Genomic DNA, 16,209 nt, shown 5'->3' on the forward strand with positions numbered 1-16,209 from the left:
TTATAAAATAGAATCCGTTATGAAAGTAACGGATTTTTTTCATTCTGAATCTTCGAGACTTATTCCCGTTTTCCACTTAGTGCCTTCTTTACTTCGTGGCAAAAAACCCGCAACCCGTAACTTTTAAAGTTGTATCTGTCTCTCAATCTGCTGTTCCAGCGAAATAAACGTTTCCGTTCTCGAAACACCATCTATCGGTTGAATTCTTTTGTTCAACAATTGCATCAAATGTTCGTTGTCTCTACAAATAATTTTGATTAAAATACTCCAGTTTCCTGTGGTGTAATGACATTCTAAGACTTCAGGAATTTTTTTTAATTCTCTCACAGCATCTGAATTACTGGAAGCTTTATCCAAATAAACGCCAATAAATGCCATGGTTTTATAACCTAAAACTTTATTATTGATGATGAATTTTGAACCGGAAATGACACCGGCTTCTTCCAGTTTTTTTAACCGTTGATGAATAGCCGCACCGGAAATTCCGATTTTGTTGGCAATTTGTAAAATGGGTTTTCGGGCATCCTCCATCAAATCACGAAGAATTTCTTTGTCTATTCCGTCTATTTCAATTTGAAGTGAATTGAGTTTCATGGTTGTAAATTTTAATCAAAAGTATTTAAAAAGTTTTAAAGATTAATTTTTTAGATTCTTTTAGTTGAAATTCAATTTTCTTATTTTTTACAATTTTCAACTTTATAATACGTTATTAGGTTTCTATGGTATAAAAAATTAAATTTGTTTTTATAATTTTTTAGAACCAAACCAACTCTAATGAAACGCAACCTATATCTCCTACTGTTTATTTTCCTTTTCACAACCGTTTATTCACAAGAACAAACCGATTCTGGTTCACCTGCAACTATGAATGGTTCTTTAGATCAACAATTTGAATATGTTTTACAGAAGTCTAATAATTTTCAGGAATATAAAGTAGTAAAAAAGGATTTTTTGTTGTTGCTAAAGAAAAACAGTATTGATTCTTCCAACCGATTCAAAAAGGAATTGATTGCTATAAAAGAACAAGTAGCTTCACATGATAACGAAGTGAAAATTTTAAAAGACACACTTGCTACAACAAAAGTGGCGTTAGAAAAACTACAATCGGCTCAAAACAGTATTTTATTTTTAGGTGCTCCTGTCAGCAAAACCAACTACAATCTTATCATGTGGGGAATTGTAGTCGCATTATTTTTGTTTTTGTTTCTACTGTTTTTTCAAATGAGAAATGCAAAAGCAACAGCCAAAGAAGCCAAAGAAGCTAGTGACAAAATAGAATCCGATTTTGAAGATTACAAACAAAAAGCTTTGGAAAAAGAACAAAAATTGGGGCGTCAACTTCAAGATGAAATCAACAAACACAAAGCTTCCAAATAAGGTTTAACTTCCAACGTTGTTGGGGTTGTAGCCCAAATAAGGTACCTCTTTATCATTGAAAACAACACCAAAAGTTTCCAATTCTTTCAAAATGGGTTCATAAACTTCTTTTTGAATTGGGAGTTGGACGCCTGTAGTTTTAATGTTTCCTTTCAGAATTTGAAGTGTGGCAATGGCAACTGGGAGTCCAACGGTTTTTGCCATAGCGGTATAGGTTTGGTCTTCGCCAATACAAACCATGGTGCTGTCAATTTGTTTCTTTTCGCCGTTTAATTCATAACCAAATTTGTGATACATCACAATCATGTCTTTATCGTTAGGTTGCAAAGCCCATTTTTCAGCTAAGATGTATTCTAGATATTGTGCCGGAGAAGCATTTTTTAAACCTGATTTTTTAGTAGCATTAAACAAATCCAATTCCACCAATTTGTCCCATATGACATCATCTTGATCAATTTTCAGATAATGACGTAATTTTAATTCTACCGAATCCGTGGGATGGTAGGCCAAAAAAGAATTAGTAAAATCGCGATAACTCATGTTCTCAGAATTTTCCATGGTATAGGTATCGTCGGTCATGCCTAGTTGAACTAACATGTCCCAAGCTTTTGAATAGCCCACTCTTCGCAATGTTCCGCGATACATGGTTTGAATGGCATCCAAACCATAAATGCTTCTGTATTTTAAGGAGTCACGGTTAGCATAACCTTCAAAACGGCCGTAACCTTCCACTTCCATAAATTCGGTTCTGCGAAATAATTTATTATAAGGTATGTATTTGTATTTTCCTTCCTGAATAAATTTTGAAACACCACCTTGACCTGCCAAAACTACATTTCTTGGGTTCCATGAAAATTTATAATTCCACAGGTTTGTATCACTTTCGGGAGCTACTAGTCCGCCACAAAACGATTCAAATTGAATCATTTTTCCGCCTTTGGCTCTAATTTCATCAATTACTTTCATGGCACTCATGTGGTCAATTCCGGGGTCAAGACCAATTTCATTCATAAAAAGTAAACCATTTTCTTTTGCTAAAGTATCCAGTTCCTGCATTTCTTTACTAATATAGGATGCAGTTACCATGTTTTTTTTGAAGGTAATGCAATCTTTGGCGATATCAACATGAAGATGAGCCGGAAGCATTGAAATAACAATGTCGGCCTTTTCAATTTCTTTTTGACGGTCGGATACAGCAAATATATCTAAAGCTATTGCTCTTGCATTTTTATGATTTTGAACTTTCTTTTCTGCTAATTCAAGAGATAAATCTGCAATAGTAATTTGAATAGCTTCTTCTTCAGATTTGTTTAATAAGTACTTTATAAGAGAGGATGCCGATCGTCCAGCACCAATAATTAGAATTTTTTTCATGCCATAATTAATATCACACGAAAGTAGGCATTTGTTATAATTCAAACAAAATTTAAGATGTTAATTATAACGTTTGCGTAAAAAGGTTTTTTAAATTTGACTATAAATTCAAAACATGAATAAAAAACTTGTACTAGCCGCATCCGTCTTAGGATTGTTCGCAATAATTTTAGGAGCATTTGGAGCTCATGGTTTAAAGAAAATACTAACAGCCGACGAATTAATTACTTTTGAAACGGGAGTGAAATATCAAATGTATCATGCCTTGTTTTTACTGTTCTTAGCATCAAACACTTTGATTTCTGAATCGGCAAAAAAGATGATTTATTATTTGGTTCTACTGGGTGTTTTGTTCTTTTCAGGTTCCATTTATTTATTGGCCACAAATAATGCTACGGCTATTGATTTTTCATTTTTAGGACCCATAACTCCAATAGGAGGGTTGCTTTTAATTCTAGCTTGGGGGAAGTTATTTGCAGCTGTTTTAAGCAAGAAATAATAATTTTAAATTAAAAAAAGCATCAGAAGGATTTAATTTTTTACTTTTGCAAACAATTAATTACACAACACAAATTAAATTTATGGATAATTACGCTCAATTTACGAAAACGATTTCGTTAGAGAAGTATGGAATCAAAAATGTTCAAGAAATTATATACAATCCTTCGTATGAATTTCTGTATGAGGAAGAGTTAAAATCGTCATTAGTTGGATTTGAAAGAGGACAACTAACAGAGCTTGGAGCAGTAAATGTAATGACAGGTGATTTTACAGGTCGTTCTCCCAAAGATAAATATATTGTTGAAGATGAGGTTACTCGTGATACAATTTGGTGGACATCTGATAAAGCAGTAAATGACAACAAGCCAATTTCAACAACTACTTGGAATGCTTTAAAAGAAACAACGGTTAATCAATTGTCATCAAAAAAACTATATGTAATCGATGCTTTTTGTGGAGCAAATGAAGATACCCGATTAAAAGTTAGATTTATCATGGAAGTGGCTTGGCAAGCACATTTTGTAAAAAATATGTTCATCCGACCAACAGAAGAAGAATTAGACAACTTTGGCGAGCCTGATTTTATTGTAATGAATGCTTCAAAAACATCATTCAAAGCTTACGAAGAGCACAATTTAAATTCTGAAGTTTATATTGCTTTTAACCTTACTGAGAAAATTCAGTTAATAGGCGGAACTTGGTATGGTGGAGAAATGAAAAAAGGTTTATTCTCTATGATGAATTATTATTTACCACTTCAAGGAATTGCTTCCATGCATTGTTCTGCAAATAAAGGAAAAGATGGTGATGTTGCGGTGTTTTTCGGATTATCCGGAACCGGTAAAACAACGTTGTCAACTGATCCCAAAAGAGAATTAATTGGAGATGACGAACACGGTTGGGATAATGATGGGGTCTTTAATTTTGAAGGCGGATGTTATGCCAAAACCATTGATTTAAGTGCAGTTAATGAACCGGATATTTTTGGAGCAATCAAAAAAGATGCTTTATTAGAGAATGTAACGGTGGATTCAAATGGTAAAATAGATTTCACAGACGGTTCAGTGACACAAAACACTCGTGTTTCTTATCCGATTTATCATATTGATAATATTGTAAAACCGGTTTCAAAAGCGGGTCATGCTACTAAAGTTATTTTCCTAACGGCCGATGCTTTTGGAGTGATGCCTCCGGTTTCTAAATTGACACCGGAACAAACAAAATATTATTTCCTTTCCGGATTTACAGCAAAGTTAGCCGGAACTGAAAGAGGTGTAACCGAGCCACAACCTACTTTTTCAGCTTGTTTTGGAAAAGCGTTTTTATCATTGCATCCAACCAAATACGGCCAAGAGTTGGTTAAAAAAATGGAAGAGCATAAGGCAACTGCCTACATGGTAAACACCGGTTGGAACGGAACAGGAAAACGTATTTCAATTAAAGACACTAGAGCTATTATCGACGCTATTTTGGATGGTTCCATCGAAAAAGCGGAAACGAAACTAATTCCGGTATTTAATTTTGAAGTGCCAACTGCTTTGCATGATGTGAATTCGGATATTTTAGACCCAAGAGATACGTATGAGAATGCATCCGATTGGAATGAAAAAGCTACAAATTTAGCCGGATTATTTATCAAAAACTTTGTGCAATATACAGATAATGAAGAAGGACAAAACTTAGTGAAGTCCGGACCTCAATTATAGTTTTACACTAACTAACCAAAACGAAAAGAGTCCCGCAATTTTGTGGGACTCTTTTTAATTGTATCTGTGTCAGGATTATTTGTCCTTGTTTGTCTTTGCAATATATTTTTCCAATGCCATTGTCATTGAAGGAGCTTCAGGAGAAGGAGCCATGATGTCGACACGCAAACCGTGTTCTAAGGCTTCTTTCTGCGTGGTACTTCCAAAAACTGCAATTCTCGTTTCGTTTTGTTTGAAATCCGGGAAGTTTTTAAATAAGGATTTAATTCCTGTGGGACTGAAAAAAGCCAAAACGTCATAATAAACATCAGCTAAATCAGTTAAATCACTCATTACGGTTCTATAAAAAATACCTTGTATCCAATTTACTTTCAAACCGTCTAAAGTTTGAGGGACATCAAAGTTTAATTGATCAGAAGCCGGCAACAAAAACTTTTCTTCCTTATATTTTTTTATTAATGGGGATAAATCAACGAAGTCTTTTTGACCGACATAAATTTTTCTTTTTCTGTAGATAACATATTTCTGTAGATAAAAAGCTACTGCTTCCGACTGGCAAAAATATTTTAAATCTTCGGGAACCTTGTATCTCATTTCTTCAGCTACTCTAAAAAAATGATCTACAGCATTTTTGCTCGTTAAGATAATGGCCGTAAAATTAGTAAGGTCAATTTTTTGAGCACGAATCTCCTTTACAGGAACCCCCTCAACGTGTATAAATGGTCTAAAATCAATTTTCACTTTATGCTTTTGAATAAGCTCAAAGTAAGGTGAATTTTCTACTTTTGGTTCTGGTTGTGACACCAAAATTGTTTTCACTTTCATAGTTGACATTTTGTAATACTCTAGGTTTTGGTAAACCAGTAATATATGAAATAATAAGGGGCTATTTCAAGGGCACAAAGATATAAAATAAAATAAAATATCTTACTAATTAATAAGGATTGATAAGCTTTAAGTGTTTTGATGTATGTTATGATATTGATTGTCAATATTATAAACATTAAAATGTATATAAAAATACCCGAAGAAACCTCATTATAAAACAATATTGCTGCTATTGGAAGTGCCAATAGCCCGATTAGTCCTCTGTAATTCAATTTATAGAGGTTAAAATTTTCTGAAAATTCTTCAATAGAGAAAGACGTTGCAATGATTTTTTCTATTAAGTATTTTGATAAGATGAAAACACTAAACAACGTAAATAGTTGTATGAATTTAATACCATCTGTTTTTTCAACGATACCAAAATAGCTCAAAACAATTTGAGTAATAAAAGTTAAGGAAATCAATTGAATTATAAATAAAGAAACAGTAAACCAGTTCAATAGATTGGTGCTGTCTTTATAAATTTTCAAATATTTATCATTGAAAAATAGTCGTAAAAATTCATAAAATCGAGTTTCAAAAAAAGTTTTTATGATTGTGATTAGCACCAGACAAAGGACAAATAAAATAGTTGCCCAGTCATTAGAAGCGGTTTCTCTAAAATTATATAAAAGTTCCATCATAAAGTGCAAAGGTATATAATTTTTGTGGCTATAAACAGCTCTTTTAATTATAAAAAAATTATGAAAATACTGCCATAAAAAAGCTATTTTTGTTCCGTATTATTGGTGCTTATGAATCATGGGTTAGTTATTATTCCAACGTATAACGAAATAGAAAACGTTGAAAACATTATTCGTGCTGTTTTTTCTTTGAAGAAACAGTTTCATGTTTTAATTGTTGACGATAATTCTCCTGATAAAACACATGAAAAAGTAAAGCAACTTCAAAGTGAATTTCCTGAAAAATTATTTTTGGAAGTTCGAATGAAAAAAGCAGGTTTAGGCACTGCATATGTTCATGGTTTTAAATGGGCACTAAAGCACAATTATGACTATATTTTTGAGATGGACGCCGATTTTTCTCATAATCCAATCGATTTAGAACGTCTTCATGAAACGTGTTCATCAGGTGAAGCTGACATGGTAATCGGTTCTCGATATGTGAAAGGTGTAAATGTGGTGAATTGGCCGTTAAGCAGAGTTTTACTTTCCTATTTTGCCTCAATTTATGTAAAAATTATAACCGGAATGAAAATTCATGATGCAACTGCCGGTTTTATATGTTACAATAGAAAAGTATTAGAAACTTTAAAACTCAATAAAATTAAGTTTGTTGGTTATGCATTTCAAATAGAAATGAAATACAGAGCTTTTTCCAGAGGATTTAAAATTGTTGAGATTCCAATTATTTTTACAGATAGAACAAAAGGGGTTTCAAAAATGAGTAATGCAATTATAAAGGAAGCTGTTTTTGGTGTAATATCTTTGCGAATTCGAAAACTGTTTAATTGTTTATAAAAAATATAAAATGGCAACTACACTTATAAAAAATGCTAAGATAGTATCAGAGGATAAAATTTTTGAGGGAGATGTCTTGATAGAAGGTGAAATCATTTCACAAATTGCCAAAAATATAAGTGGATCTCATGATGCAAAGATTATTGATGCGGAAGGACATTATTTAATTCCCGGAGCCATCGATGATCAAGTTCATTTTAGAGAACCCGGTTTGACGCACAAAGGAACAATTTTTACTGAAAGTAAAGCTGCTATTGCCGGGGGTATTACTTCTTTCATCGAACAGCCTAACACTGTTCCCAATGCTGTAACTCAAGAATTATTAGAAGAGAAATATGTGATTGCATCACAAACTTCTCATGCTAATTATTCGTTTATGATGGGCGGTACTAACAATAATTTAGAAGAAGTCTTGAAAACCAATCCCAAAACTGTTGCCGGCATAAAATTGTTTTTAGGTTCGTCAACCGGGAATATGTTGGTGGACAACCCCAAAATTATCGAATCTATTTTCTCAAGTACCGAATTGCTCATTGCGGTTCACTGTGAAGATGAAACAACTATACAAAATAACTTAGCAAACTACAAAGAGCGTTATGGGGATGCAATTCCAGTAACGGATCATCATTTGATACGAAGTGCTGAAGCATGTTATTTATCATCATCAAAAGCAATTGAGTTGGCCAAAAAAACGGGAGCTCGACTCCATGTTTTTCATTTGTCAACAGCAAAAGAAATGGAACTTTTTACCAATAAAATTCCGTTAGAAGAAAAACGTATTACAGCCGAAGTTTGCATTCACCATTTGTGGTTTACCAATGCAGATTATGAAACCAAAGGAAATTTTATCAAATGGAATCCAGCCGTAAAAACAGAGGAAGACAGAACCGCTTTATGGGAGGCCTTAATGGATGATAGAATTGATGTCATTGCAACCGATCATGCACCTCATACTCTTGAAGAAAAAAGCAAAAGTTATCTGGAAGCACCTTCTGGCGGGCCTTTAGTGCAACATGCCGTTGTTGCTATGTTTGAGTTTTATCATCAAGGAAAAATTCCAATTGAAAAAATTGTAGAAAAAATGTGTCACAACCCAGCAAGAATTTTCAACATAGACAGACGAGGTTTTATAAAAGAAGGTTATTTTGCTGATTTGGTTTTGGTCAATCCATCAAATCCTTGGCACGTGACTAAAGAATCACTTTTATATAAATGTGGTTGGTCTCCTTTTGAAGGAACTACTTTTAAATCACAAATTAGCCATACTTTTGTGAATGGTAAGTTGGTTTATGAATATGGACAGGTAAATGATAAATTGCTAGCCGGAAAAAGATTGTTATTTAATAGATAAGAGTTTCAAATACTACATGCGTATTTTATGAAAAAAATCATGTCACTCATAGTTTGTGTTTTGTTTTTATCAAGTTGTAAAGACGAAATAGAAAGACCTGAGAAACTCTTTTCTAAAGAGCAAATGGTTGATATGATTTATGATTTAACCATTTTGGAAGCTATTAAAAATAACAATCCGTCTTTCTTGGAAGATAAAAACATAGATCCATATACTTATATATATGTAAAATACGATATTGATAGTTTGGAGTTTGTTCAAAATAACAAATATTATGCTTCAGATGTTAAAGAATATGGAAAAATCTATGAGAAAGTATTAAGTAGAATAGAACAGAATAAATCAGAAGTAGACACATTATTAAAAAAAGAAAGTAAAAAATCTGCTTTACAACCTATCTCTAGAGATTCAATTCTGAATATTAAGAAGAAAGTACTCAAGAAACTCGATGGTGAATAGCATATTTTGAAGCTAATGATTTGCAATACGCTTTTATTGGAATAAAATCATGTGATAGAGCTTCATTAATTTTCTTGTTAGAGTAGATGGATTTATTATGCAGCGAAATGGCCAAATCTTTTGTTATCACGAATTTTTTTATTCCCAATAAGCCCAATAAAAAAGAAAATCGCCAAGCAATTTGTGTTACCATAGAGCCAACTTTTATAGTAGGTTTGTTTTTATTCATCCCTTCTGCAATCCAATCCAGTAGCATTTTATAGGTTATATTCTCGGATACCAAAGCAAATCTTTCGTTTTGAATTTCACTTTTCATGAGCAAAAATAATAGTGCAACAACATCTTCTACAGCAATAAAACCGGAAGTACCATCGGTATAAAATCGATTTCCTTTTGCAACAGATTTGAATATTTTGCCACTACCGACCTCCCAAAAACCACTTCCTAAAATTACCCCCGGATTTACAATTATGGTTTTTAATCCCTCTTGTTGTGCTCTGAAAACTTCCATTTCTGCACCATATTTTGAAATGGAATAATCGCTATGGTGTTTTTCCGGATTCCATTCGCAGTTTTCATCAATTTCATAACTGCCATTTATTGGGTCACCTAAAGCCGCAATAGAACTCACATGGCAAAACTTTTCAACGCCAAAATGTAAAGCACAATTAACCATATTTGAAGTACCTTCAATGTTTGTTTTTCTAAGTAATTCTTCATCTTTACTATTGAAGGAAATTAGAGCTGCACAATGATATACATATTTTATGTCTTTGAAAGCAACCTCTAACGAAGGAATGTTAGTTATGTCACCTTGAATCCAATCTATTTCATCAAACCTTTCTAAACTGTCTGATTCTTTAAAAAAAGCGATTGTTTTTTGAATACTCTTTTCGTTGCGATACAAAGCCCGAACTTTTTCACCCTTTTGAAGTAAATGAAGTAATAAATGAGCACCCACTAAGCCGGTTCCGCCTGTAACTAAATTCATAAAAACAAAGATAAATGTTTCTGTACTACATTTTCAAATTATCGAATTAAAACTATCTTTGCCAAAATTATTTTTTTGATGAAATCGCCAATATAATAACTGATTACATCGGATCTTTAAAAATCAATAAAATCCACACATGAAAAATTTAGTAGAAGAATTACGTTGGAGAGGATTGTTTCACGACATGATGCCGGGAACTGAAGAGCAATTGCTAAAAGAAGCTACGACAGCCTATATCGGATTTGACCCAACTGCCGACTCGTTGCACATTGGAAGCATGGTGCAAATCATCTTGTTGGTTCATCTTAAAAACTTTGGGCACAAACCAATTGCATTAGTTGGCGGAGCTACAGGAATGATTGGTGATCCTTCCGGCAAATCAGATGAGAGAAACTTGTTGGACGAAGCAACTTTAAATAAAAATGTAGAAGGAATAAAAGCAGTTTTATCTCGCTTTTTAGATTTTAATGCAACGGATCCCAATGCTCCAATTATGGTGAATAATTATGATTGGATGAAAGATTTCTCATTTATCGATTTTGCTCGCGATGTGGGGAAACGAATCACGGTGAATTACATGATGTCGAAAGATTCGGTCAAGAAAAGATTTTCAGGGGATGGTGAAGGAATGTCATTCACGGAATTCACGTATCAATTAATTCAAGGTTACGATTTTTATCATTTACACAAACATTACAACTGTTTACTACAAATGGGCGGTTCCGATCAATGGGGAAATATCACTACGGGAACAGAATTAGTTCGTAGATTAAACGTAAACACCGAAGACGAAGGAGCAAAAGCTTTTGCGTTAACCACACCATTAATCACCAAAGCGGATGGTTCTAAATTCGGAAAATCGGAAGGTGGAAATGTTTGGTTAACAGCCGATAAAACATCGCCGTATAAATTCTACCAATTTTGGTTTAATTCATCGGATGAAGATGCTGAAAAATATATTAAAATATTTACCTTTTTAGATAAAGCAACGATAGAGGATTTGATTGAAAAGCACAGACAAGAACCGCATTTGCGTTTGTTACAAAAGAAATTAGCCGAAGAAATTACAGTTTTTGTACATTCAAAAGAAGAGTATGAAAAAGCAGTAAAAGCATCAAATATTTTGTTTGGAAATTCAACTTCGGATGATTTAAAACAATTGGATTCGCAAACTTTTTTAGATGTTTTTGACGGAATTACACAAGCTGAAATTTCAAAAACAGATTTAGAAAACGGAATTACCATTGTGGATGCGTTAGCCGGAAAATCAGGGTTTTTATCCTCTAATAGTGAAGCAAGAAGAGCCTTAAAAGAAAATTCGATTTCGGTGAATCGTGAAAAAGTAACAGAAGAATTCTCGCTTTCAACCAACGATTTAATCAACAATGAATTCGTTTTATTGCAACGCGGAAAGAAAACCTATTTTATTTTGAGAGCAGTTTAAACCCGTAACTCGTAACTTTCATACTCGTAACGGTTAAACCACCATCAAATTACACCCCCGAATATCACTACTATCAAAACGTCCCAACACTTCAAATGAATGGTTGGGATATTTTTTTCCCAAATCTTGTGTAGCAATAAAGGAACAGGAATTAATATTGGCCAAATCGATGACATTGATGCCGCCTGTTTTTTCATAATCAACATACGTCAACGCATCTTCGGTGTCACGAATGAGAATGGACATCCAAGGCGGACATTCAAAAACACCATTTCCTAACGAATACGCTTGTGATAATAGTTCGGTCATACCGTATTCGGAATGAATTGTTGGAACGCCAAAACCACTGCACAAAATAGCATGCAACTCTTCACGAATCATTTCTTTTCGTTTGCCTTTCATGCCGCCGGTTTCCATGACAATAGTGTTTTTTAATTGAAAGGACTGCTTTTCAACCAAATCCAACAAAGCATACGTCACTCCAATTAAAAGAACGTTCTGACCGGATGAATCCAATTCAATTAGTTTGTGAATTAATGCATCATAATTATTCAAATAAAATCCGCTTTCAGGATGATTAGAACCTTCTATCAAATCATTGACCATATAAATTAACGACGAGCCATCACGTTCTAAATAGGAAGGAAGCAAGGCTAAAACGACATAATCTTCAATGTTTCCGTAAAATTGTGAAAACGCTTTTCTAAAACTTTGTTCGTATAAATTTACATCAGTTACCAAGTGTTTACTTGTGGTTGCTCCTGTTGTTCCACTACTGGTGAATGTTTCTTGGGTAGGATTTTGCGAACTCAGAATTTCATAACTTTTAAAAAACTGAATGGGCAAAAACGGAATTTCTTCTATTGATTTAACGTTGGATTTATCTTTTTTCAATAACGAACAAAAATCTTGATACACTTGATTATGATCATACTGATGCCGAAAAACTTTGAGTGTAATTTTCTCAAATTCTTTTTGGCTACTGATTGAAAATAGGTCGGGATAGGGATTCATAGCTGCAAAAATAGCAATAAAAAAAGCACCAACTTTCGTTGATGCTTTTAAAATATAAAGCGTTGGATTATTGAACTACTAACTTACGAGTAGCTGTTTTTCCTTCTTGAGTAACTTTTACAATGTAAACACCTTTGTTTAAAGTACCAATGTTTACAGCATCGTTTGCTACTTTAGAGGAAAGGATTCTTTTTCCTAAAACATCATAAACCGCAACCGTTTTTTCGCCAAACAAATCAGAGCTTACATAAAGTGTATTTCCTGCAATTGGATTTGGATAAATTTTCAAACCTGCAATGGCGTTATCGTTTACGTTTGCCGTAGCTTCTGGTGTAACTTCAGCCCAAGTAGTTCCAATTCTGAATTCATCTAATTCAACATTAGGAGTATCAGTAGCAGATCCTTGTCTAACTAAAAGGCGACTTACAGAAGTTAAGTCGGTTCCGGTGTTAGTAGCTGTCGCATTTGCTGTTGGTTCAGTGCTTCCTAGTGAACTAGGGTTAATCCATATTTTAACAACATCATTGCCAGTGCCATCAACAAAAGTATAACTTATTACAACCAAATACGTAGTATTTGTATTGTATGTAGCTGAAGAATAAACTGTATTTGCAGCAGTGGTTCTAGGGTTAACCCCAATGTTATACGTTGATTCAGATACTTTATTAAGCCATAGAGTACCGCCAAAAGTTGTGCCTGTACCTTGAACAAAACCTGCTATGTAACCTCCTGTAGTACTGGTAGTCGCGGTTAGGTCTGTGACATTCAATAATATAGAAAAGTACACGGTATTAGCTGTTTGTGAAGTAAAATCTTTTCCAGCATCAATTCCCGCTCCGCCAAAAGCTAGTTTGTTTCCTGTTGAAGCTTGAAGTCCAGAATAATTTAAACTACCTGTAACTATTTCTAAATCGTCTCCAGTGTTTAATGCTGTCCATCCTGTTTGATTTTGAAGTGCTGTTCCAGAAGGGTAATCCATTCCATCATAATGAGGAAGTGTAACTTGAGAATAACCTAAGCTACCAATTGATAATAAAGTTAAAAAGTAAAGTTTTTTCATATTAAATGAATTTATAAATTTTGTAACAAAGATACTTAGTATTTTGATAAATGTAAAATTTTCAATGTAAAACTAACATTAATTAATAAGAAAGAGTTACTTAACAATTAATTTCCGTGTTGCTGTTGCCTCTCCTTCTTTGATTTTTATCATATAAACACCGGGAGATAAACTTGATACGTTCATCTCTTTTGAAGAAATATTAGCTTGCAGCACTATTTTACCTAAAACATCATACACTGTAACTTCTTTGGTTAACGATAATTTTGAGGTAATATAAATTTTTCCGTTACTAACCGGGTTAGGGTAAAAGTTAAGCCCCTCAATAGTAGTCTCTTGAGGTCTAGGTTGTTGTTTGCTGTCTTGAGCATTACTATGGAAAGCAAACAAGAACAACAACAGAACAAGTATAGTAGCGTAATTTTTTACCATTTCATTGATTTGGATGTGTAAAGATATAAAATATTTCAAATACTATACCAACTTTTGTGCTTTTGCAACAAAATTTGCGGGAAACCGTACTTATTGTTGTGGGCTTAAACTAATGTTTGAAATCCAAATTCTTTTTTTAGAATCAAAGTATGTATTTTCATCCGGAAATTCAATATAAAATTCAGGTTGCGAATTTTTGGTATAATAGGGTGAAAGGTCTTCTCCATTTATATATTTCAAAAACAACAATTTTGTTTTTTGCATTAATTCTTCTTCCTCCATTTTCCATGTTCTGAATGCTTCTTCATACATTTCAATGGTTCCGGAAGCATCTTTTTTCATTTTTCCAACAGTGGCCACTTTCTTGATTTTTAAACTTGGAGCAATTTTAGTTATTGCAAAATAAATTTCTCCGGTTTTTGAGTCCGGATAATAAAAAACTAAATCTGAAGCTTCTGCAAGAGCCAAGTATTCTTGGTCAAATTTGTTTTCAAATTTTGTTTTGTGTGTAGCTTTTTTAGCTAATCTTCCGGTGTAGCGAATTATGGAATAATTAAAATTTTTTTGTTCCAATTCACTTAAATAAGAGTTTGGGTTTGTATTGATTGCTTCTTTTTTACAGCCAATTAAAAAAAGTAATGTAAGTAATAAATAGAAATGTTTCATGGTATTTAATTATAAAAAGAGCCTAATCTAAAGATTAAGCTCTTTTTTATGTAAAGCTATAAAAAAATATTAATAGGTTTTCATGATAGGGTTAAATTCAGCCCATCCATCAGTCCAATCTGTAGCTCCAAACGCACCTCTGTAAGTTGTTGGTGTAAAGAATGGATCAGCTAATTTAGGGTCAGCAAAAGAAGCTCCTGTTGTTAAAGTACCTGAAGTTACAGTAAACGTTGGGTTTTGAGTATAACCTGTACTTGTGTTAGTTCCAAAGAAAATATTTTGATTTAAACCTAATTGAGCATAAACAACAGCTAAGTCAGTATCAGTAATAGTTTCGTTTGTTGCATTCCAAAGTGTTTGAACTGTTGCAGCTGTAGCTGTCATACCTGTTCCAACTGAGAAGGTTGTAGTTGGAGCTACCATTACGTTGTTTAAAAGTGAACCTGTACCGTTGTTATAGTTATCATAAACTGATTGTTGGTTCATTCTCAAACCTCTTGGCATACCCACAAAAACTGAGTTAGCAATGGTTAAAGCCGTTCTTCTTCTTAAATCAAGTGCATGTTGGTAGTTACCATTGATTGATTGAGAATTTGTTAATCTCGGTCCGATACCTGTAATGTTAGAGAATACTCCTGTAGTTAACAAAGTTGTTAAGTTATCATTTGGACCATTATCAGTTTCAAAAATATTTGATCCGGATTGATCAGCATAACTTCCGTAACGAATTGACATTCCGAATTGTACTTTACCTGTAAACCCATAATCAACATCAAAACAGTCATCCCACATACCAAAAGCAATTAAGTATTTTGAGTTTACAGAACCACCAAACCACTCAAATCCGTCATCACCACCCCAAGAAACTTGACAGTAATCCATAACGGTACCGCTTCCAACACCACCTAATGTGATTGAGTTAGTTTCGTTATTTGGAGTTAATTCAATACCTGCAAATTCTACACGTACATATTTCAAAATTCCGGAATTGTCATTGTTGTCATTTCCACCAAAAACTACGGTTGGCGTAACACCTTCAATAACTGGATCTGCTTGGTTTACAGGTGCTCTTCCTAAAATTACTAAACCACCCCAGTCACCACGATCTCTTGAACCGGGTGCAAGTGCTGATGTCATTACGATTGGTTCGTTAGCAGTACCTTCTGCAATAATTTTACCACCTCTGTCAATAATTAAAGTTCCTTTGGTTCCTTTATCACCAAAAATAACAGTTCCAGGTTCGATAGTTAATACATTGTTTTCTCTAACAAAAACTTGTCCTTTAATTAAATATTTATTGTCTTTTGTTAACGTTTGAGTAGGAAGATTTCCAATTAGTTCAACATATTCTTCATCTGGATTAGGAGTAGTTCCCGGGTTCTCTACAATAATTGTAATTGGCGGTACATCATCGTAACTACAAGCTGTAATAACTAGCAAAGAGAATATAAAGCTAGCAAAATAAATTAGATTTTTTTTCATG

At 33.5% G+C, this 16,209-nt stretch carries 17 protein-coding genes; 7 read left to right on the top strand and 10 right to left on the bottom strand.

The features are described from left to right. Window positions 1-123: 123 nt before the first annotated feature. Complete coding sequence (locus tag B3L86_RS01135; protein WP_291114073.1) at window positions 124-594, bottom strand: Lrp/AsnC family transcriptional regulator; 471 nt, start codon at window positions 592-594, stop codon at window positions 124-126. 180 nt (window positions 595-774) lie between these two features. On the opposite strand from B3L86_RS01135, the gene B3L86_RS01140 reads away from it, so the two are divergent. Further along, window positions 775-1,377 carry a tRNA (guanine-N1)-methyltransferase gene (locus B3L86_RS01140; protein ID WP_291114076.1) on the top strand — a complete coding sequence of 201 codons (603 nt, stop codon included), beginning with the start codon at window positions 775-777 and terminating at the stop codon, window positions 1,375-1,377. Between the two features lie 3 nt (window positions 1,378-1,380). On the opposite strand, the gene B3L86_RS01145 is transcribed toward B3L86_RS01140, so the two are convergent. Next, complete coding sequence (locus B3L86_RS01145; RefSeq protein WP_291114079.1) at window positions 1,381-2,751, bottom strand: saccharopine dehydrogenase family protein; 1,371 nt, start codon at window positions 2,749-2,751, stop codon at window positions 1,381-1,383. 115 nt (window positions 2,752-2,866) lie between these two features. On the opposite strand from B3L86_RS01145, the gene B3L86_RS01150 reads away from it, so the two are divergent. Then, complete coding sequence (locus tag B3L86_RS01150; protein ID WP_291114082.1) at window positions 2,867-3,250, top strand: DUF423 domain-containing protein; 384 nt, start codon at window positions 2,867-2,869, stop codon at window positions 3,248-3,250. Window positions 3,251-3,332: 82 nt separating this feature from the next. Next, window positions 3,333-4,958 (top strand): phosphoenolpyruvate carboxykinase (ATP), encoded by a 1,626-nt coding sequence (gene pckA, locus B3L86_RS01155; protein WP_291114085.1) that lies wholly within the window; start codon window positions 3,333-3,335, stop codon window positions 4,956-4,958. 75 nt (window positions 4,959-5,033) lie between these two features. Here the strand turns inward: pckA and B3L86_RS01160 are convergent, their stop codons facing one another. Both B3L86_RS01160 and B3L86_RS01165 read right to left on the bottom strand, forming a co-directional pair. Next, complete coding sequence (locus tag B3L86_RS01160; protein ID WP_291114088.1) at window positions 5,034-5,783, bottom strand: uroporphyrinogen-III synthase; 750 nt, start codon at window positions 5,781-5,783, stop codon at window positions 5,034-5,036. Window positions 5,784-5,803: 20 nt separating this feature from the next. Next, window positions 5,804-6,469 (bottom strand): DUF4271 domain-containing protein, encoded by a 666-nt coding sequence (locus B3L86_RS01165; protein WP_291114090.1) that lies wholly within the window; start codon window positions 6,467-6,469, stop codon window positions 5,804-5,806. A gap of 111 nt (window positions 6,470-6,580) precedes the next feature. Here B3L86_RS01165 and B3L86_RS01170 point away from each other — a divergent pair, with 111 nt between their 5' ends. From B3L86_RS01170 to B3L86_RS01180, 3 genes are read left to right on the top strand one after another with little or no spacing between them, the layout of a single operon-like run. Then, window positions 6,581-7,306, top strand: coding sequence for a polyprenol monophosphomannose synthase (locus B3L86_RS01170; protein WP_291114093.1), 726 nt, complete (start codon window positions 6,581-6,583; stop codon window positions 7,304-7,306). Window positions 7,307-7,316: 10 nt separating this feature from the next. Then, window positions 7,317-8,657: a dihydroorotase gene (locus B3L86_RS01175; protein WP_291114096.1), complete on the top strand. Its 1,341-nt coding sequence runs from the start codon at window positions 7,317-7,319 to the stop codon at window positions 8,655-8,657. Window positions 8,658-8,696: 39 nt separating this feature from the next. After that, window positions 8,697-9,116 (top strand): DUF4296 domain-containing protein, encoded by a 420-nt coding sequence (locus B3L86_RS01180; RefSeq protein ID WP_291114099.1) that lies wholly within the window; start codon window positions 8,697-8,699, stop codon window positions 9,114-9,116. On the opposite strand, the gene B3L86_RS01185 is transcribed toward B3L86_RS01180, so the two are convergent. Continuing rightward, window positions 9,094-10,107 carry an NAD-dependent epimerase/dehydratase family protein gene (locus B3L86_RS01185; RefSeq protein WP_291114102.1) on the bottom strand — a complete coding sequence of 338 codons (1,014 nt, stop codon included), beginning with the start codon at window positions 10,105-10,107 and terminating at the stop codon, window positions 9,094-9,096. The two genes, B3L86_RS01180 and B3L86_RS01185, sit on opposite strands and share 23 nt — an antisense overlap. A gap of 139 nt (window positions 10,108-10,246) precedes the next feature. Between B3L86_RS01185 and tyrS the strand changes: the two genes are divergently transcribed. After that, the gene (gene tyrS / locus B3L86_RS01190; protein ID WP_291114105.1) at window positions 10,247-11,554 is read left to right on the top strand and encodes a tyrosine--tRNA ligase; all 1,308 of its coding nucleotides are present in this window, start codon (window positions 10,247-10,249) and stop codon (window positions 11,552-11,554) included. A gap of 33 nt (window positions 11,555-11,587) precedes the next feature. On the opposite strand, the gene B3L86_RS01195 is transcribed toward tyrS, so the two are convergent. The 5 genes from B3L86_RS01195 to B3L86_RS01215 form a co-directional block, all read right to left on the bottom strand. Then, a complete protein-coding gene (locus B3L86_RS01195; RefSeq protein WP_291114108.1) occupies window positions 11,588-12,568 on the bottom strand; it encodes an acyl transferase in 981 nt (326 codons plus the stop codon). Between the two features lie 67 nt (window positions 12,569-12,635). After that, on the bottom strand, window positions 12,636-13,628 hold the full coding sequence (locus B3L86_RS01200; RefSeq protein ID WP_291114111.1) for a T9SS type A sorting domain-containing protein: 993 nt from the start codon (window positions 13,626-13,628) through the stop codon (window positions 12,636-12,638). 96 nt (window positions 13,629-13,724) lie between these two features. Further along, on the bottom strand, window positions 13,725-14,060 hold the full coding sequence (locus tag B3L86_RS01205) for a T9SS type A sorting domain-containing protein (RefSeq protein WP_291114114.1): 336 nt from the start codon (window positions 14,058-14,060) through the stop codon (window positions 13,725-13,727). Between the two features lie 90 nt (window positions 14,061-14,150). Then, on the bottom strand, window positions 14,151-14,726 hold the full coding sequence (locus B3L86_RS01210; protein WP_291114117.1) for a hypothetical protein: 576 nt from the start codon (window positions 14,724-14,726) through the stop codon (window positions 14,151-14,153). A gap of 69 nt (window positions 14,727-14,795) precedes the next feature. After that, on the bottom strand, window positions 14,796-16,209 hold a 1,414-nt coding region (locus B3L86_RS01215), incomplete at its 5' end, for a hypothetical protein (protein ID WP_291114119.1).

It is taken from the genome of Flavobacterium sp. UBA6135 (assembly GCF_002428305.1).
GTDB lineage: Bacteria > Bacteroidota > Bacteroidia > Flavobacteriales > Flavobacteriaceae > Flavobacterium.

What these genes read in the sequence shown, in the direction of transcription:
- B3L86_RS01165 (WP_291114090.1), bottom strand. Translation starts at nt 6,469, where the DNA reads ATGATGGAACTTTTATATAATTTTAGAGAAACCGCTTCTAATGACTGG.
- B3L86_RS01140 (WP_291114076.1), top strand. Translation starts at nt 775, where the DNA reads ATGAAACGCAACCTATATCTCCTACTGTTTATTTTCCTTTTCACAACC.
- B3L86_RS01160 (WP_291114088.1), bottom strand. Translation starts at nt 5,783, where the DNA reads ATGAAAGTGAAAACAATTTTGGTGTCACAACCAGAACCAAAAGTAGAA.
- B3L86_RS01175 (WP_291114096.1), top strand. Translation starts at nt 7,317, where the DNA reads ATGGCAACTACACTTATAAAAAATGCTAAGATAGTATCAGAGGATAAA.
- B3L86_RS01170 (WP_291114093.1), top strand. Translation starts at nt 6,581, where the DNA reads ATGAATCATGGGTTAGTTATTATTCCAACGTATAACGAAATAGAAAAC.
- B3L86_RS01195 (WP_291114108.1), bottom strand. Translation starts at nt 12,568, where the DNA reads ATGAATCCCTATCCCGACCTATTTTCAATCAGTAGCCAAAAAGAATTT.
- B3L86_RS01185 (WP_291114102.1), bottom strand. Translation starts at nt 10,107, where the DNA reads ATGAATTTAGTTACAGGCGGAACCGGCTTAGTGGGTGCTCATTTATTA.
- B3L86_RS01205 (WP_291114114.1), bottom strand. Translation starts at nt 14,060, where the DNA reads ATGGTAAAAAATTACGCTACTATACTTGTTCTGTTGTTGTTCTTGTTT.
- B3L86_RS01150 (WP_291114082.1), top strand. Translation starts at nt 2,867, where the DNA reads ATGAATAAAAAACTTGTACTAGCCGCATCCGTCTTAGGATTGTTCGCA.
- B3L86_RS01210 (WP_291114117.1), bottom strand. Translation starts at nt 14,726, where the DNA reads ATGAAACATTTCTATTTATTACTTACATTACTTTTTTTAATTGGCTGT.
- B3L86_RS01200 (WP_291114111.1), bottom strand. Translation starts at nt 13,628, where the DNA reads ATGAAAAAACTTTACTTTTTAACTTTATTATCAATTGGTAGCTTAGGT.
- B3L86_RS01180 (WP_291114099.1), top strand. Translation starts at nt 8,697, where the DNA reads ATGTCACTCATAGTTTGTGTTTTGTTTTTATCAAGTTGTAAAGACGAA.
- B3L86_RS01145 (WP_291114079.1), bottom strand. Translation starts at nt 2,751, where the DNA reads ATGAAAAAAATTCTAATTATTGGTGCTGGACGATCGGCATCCTCTCTT.
- tyrS (WP_291114105.1), top strand. Translation starts at nt 10,247, where the DNA reads ATGAAAAATTTAGTAGAAGAATTACGTTGGAGAGGATTGTTTCACGAC.
- pckA (WP_291114085.1), top strand. Translation starts at nt 3,333, where the DNA reads ATGGATAATTACGCTCAATTTACGAAAACGATTTCGTTAGAGAAGTAT.
- B3L86_RS01135 (WP_291114073.1), bottom strand. Translation starts at nt 594, where the DNA reads ATGAAACTCAATTCACTTCAAATTGAAATAGACGGAATAGACAAAGAA.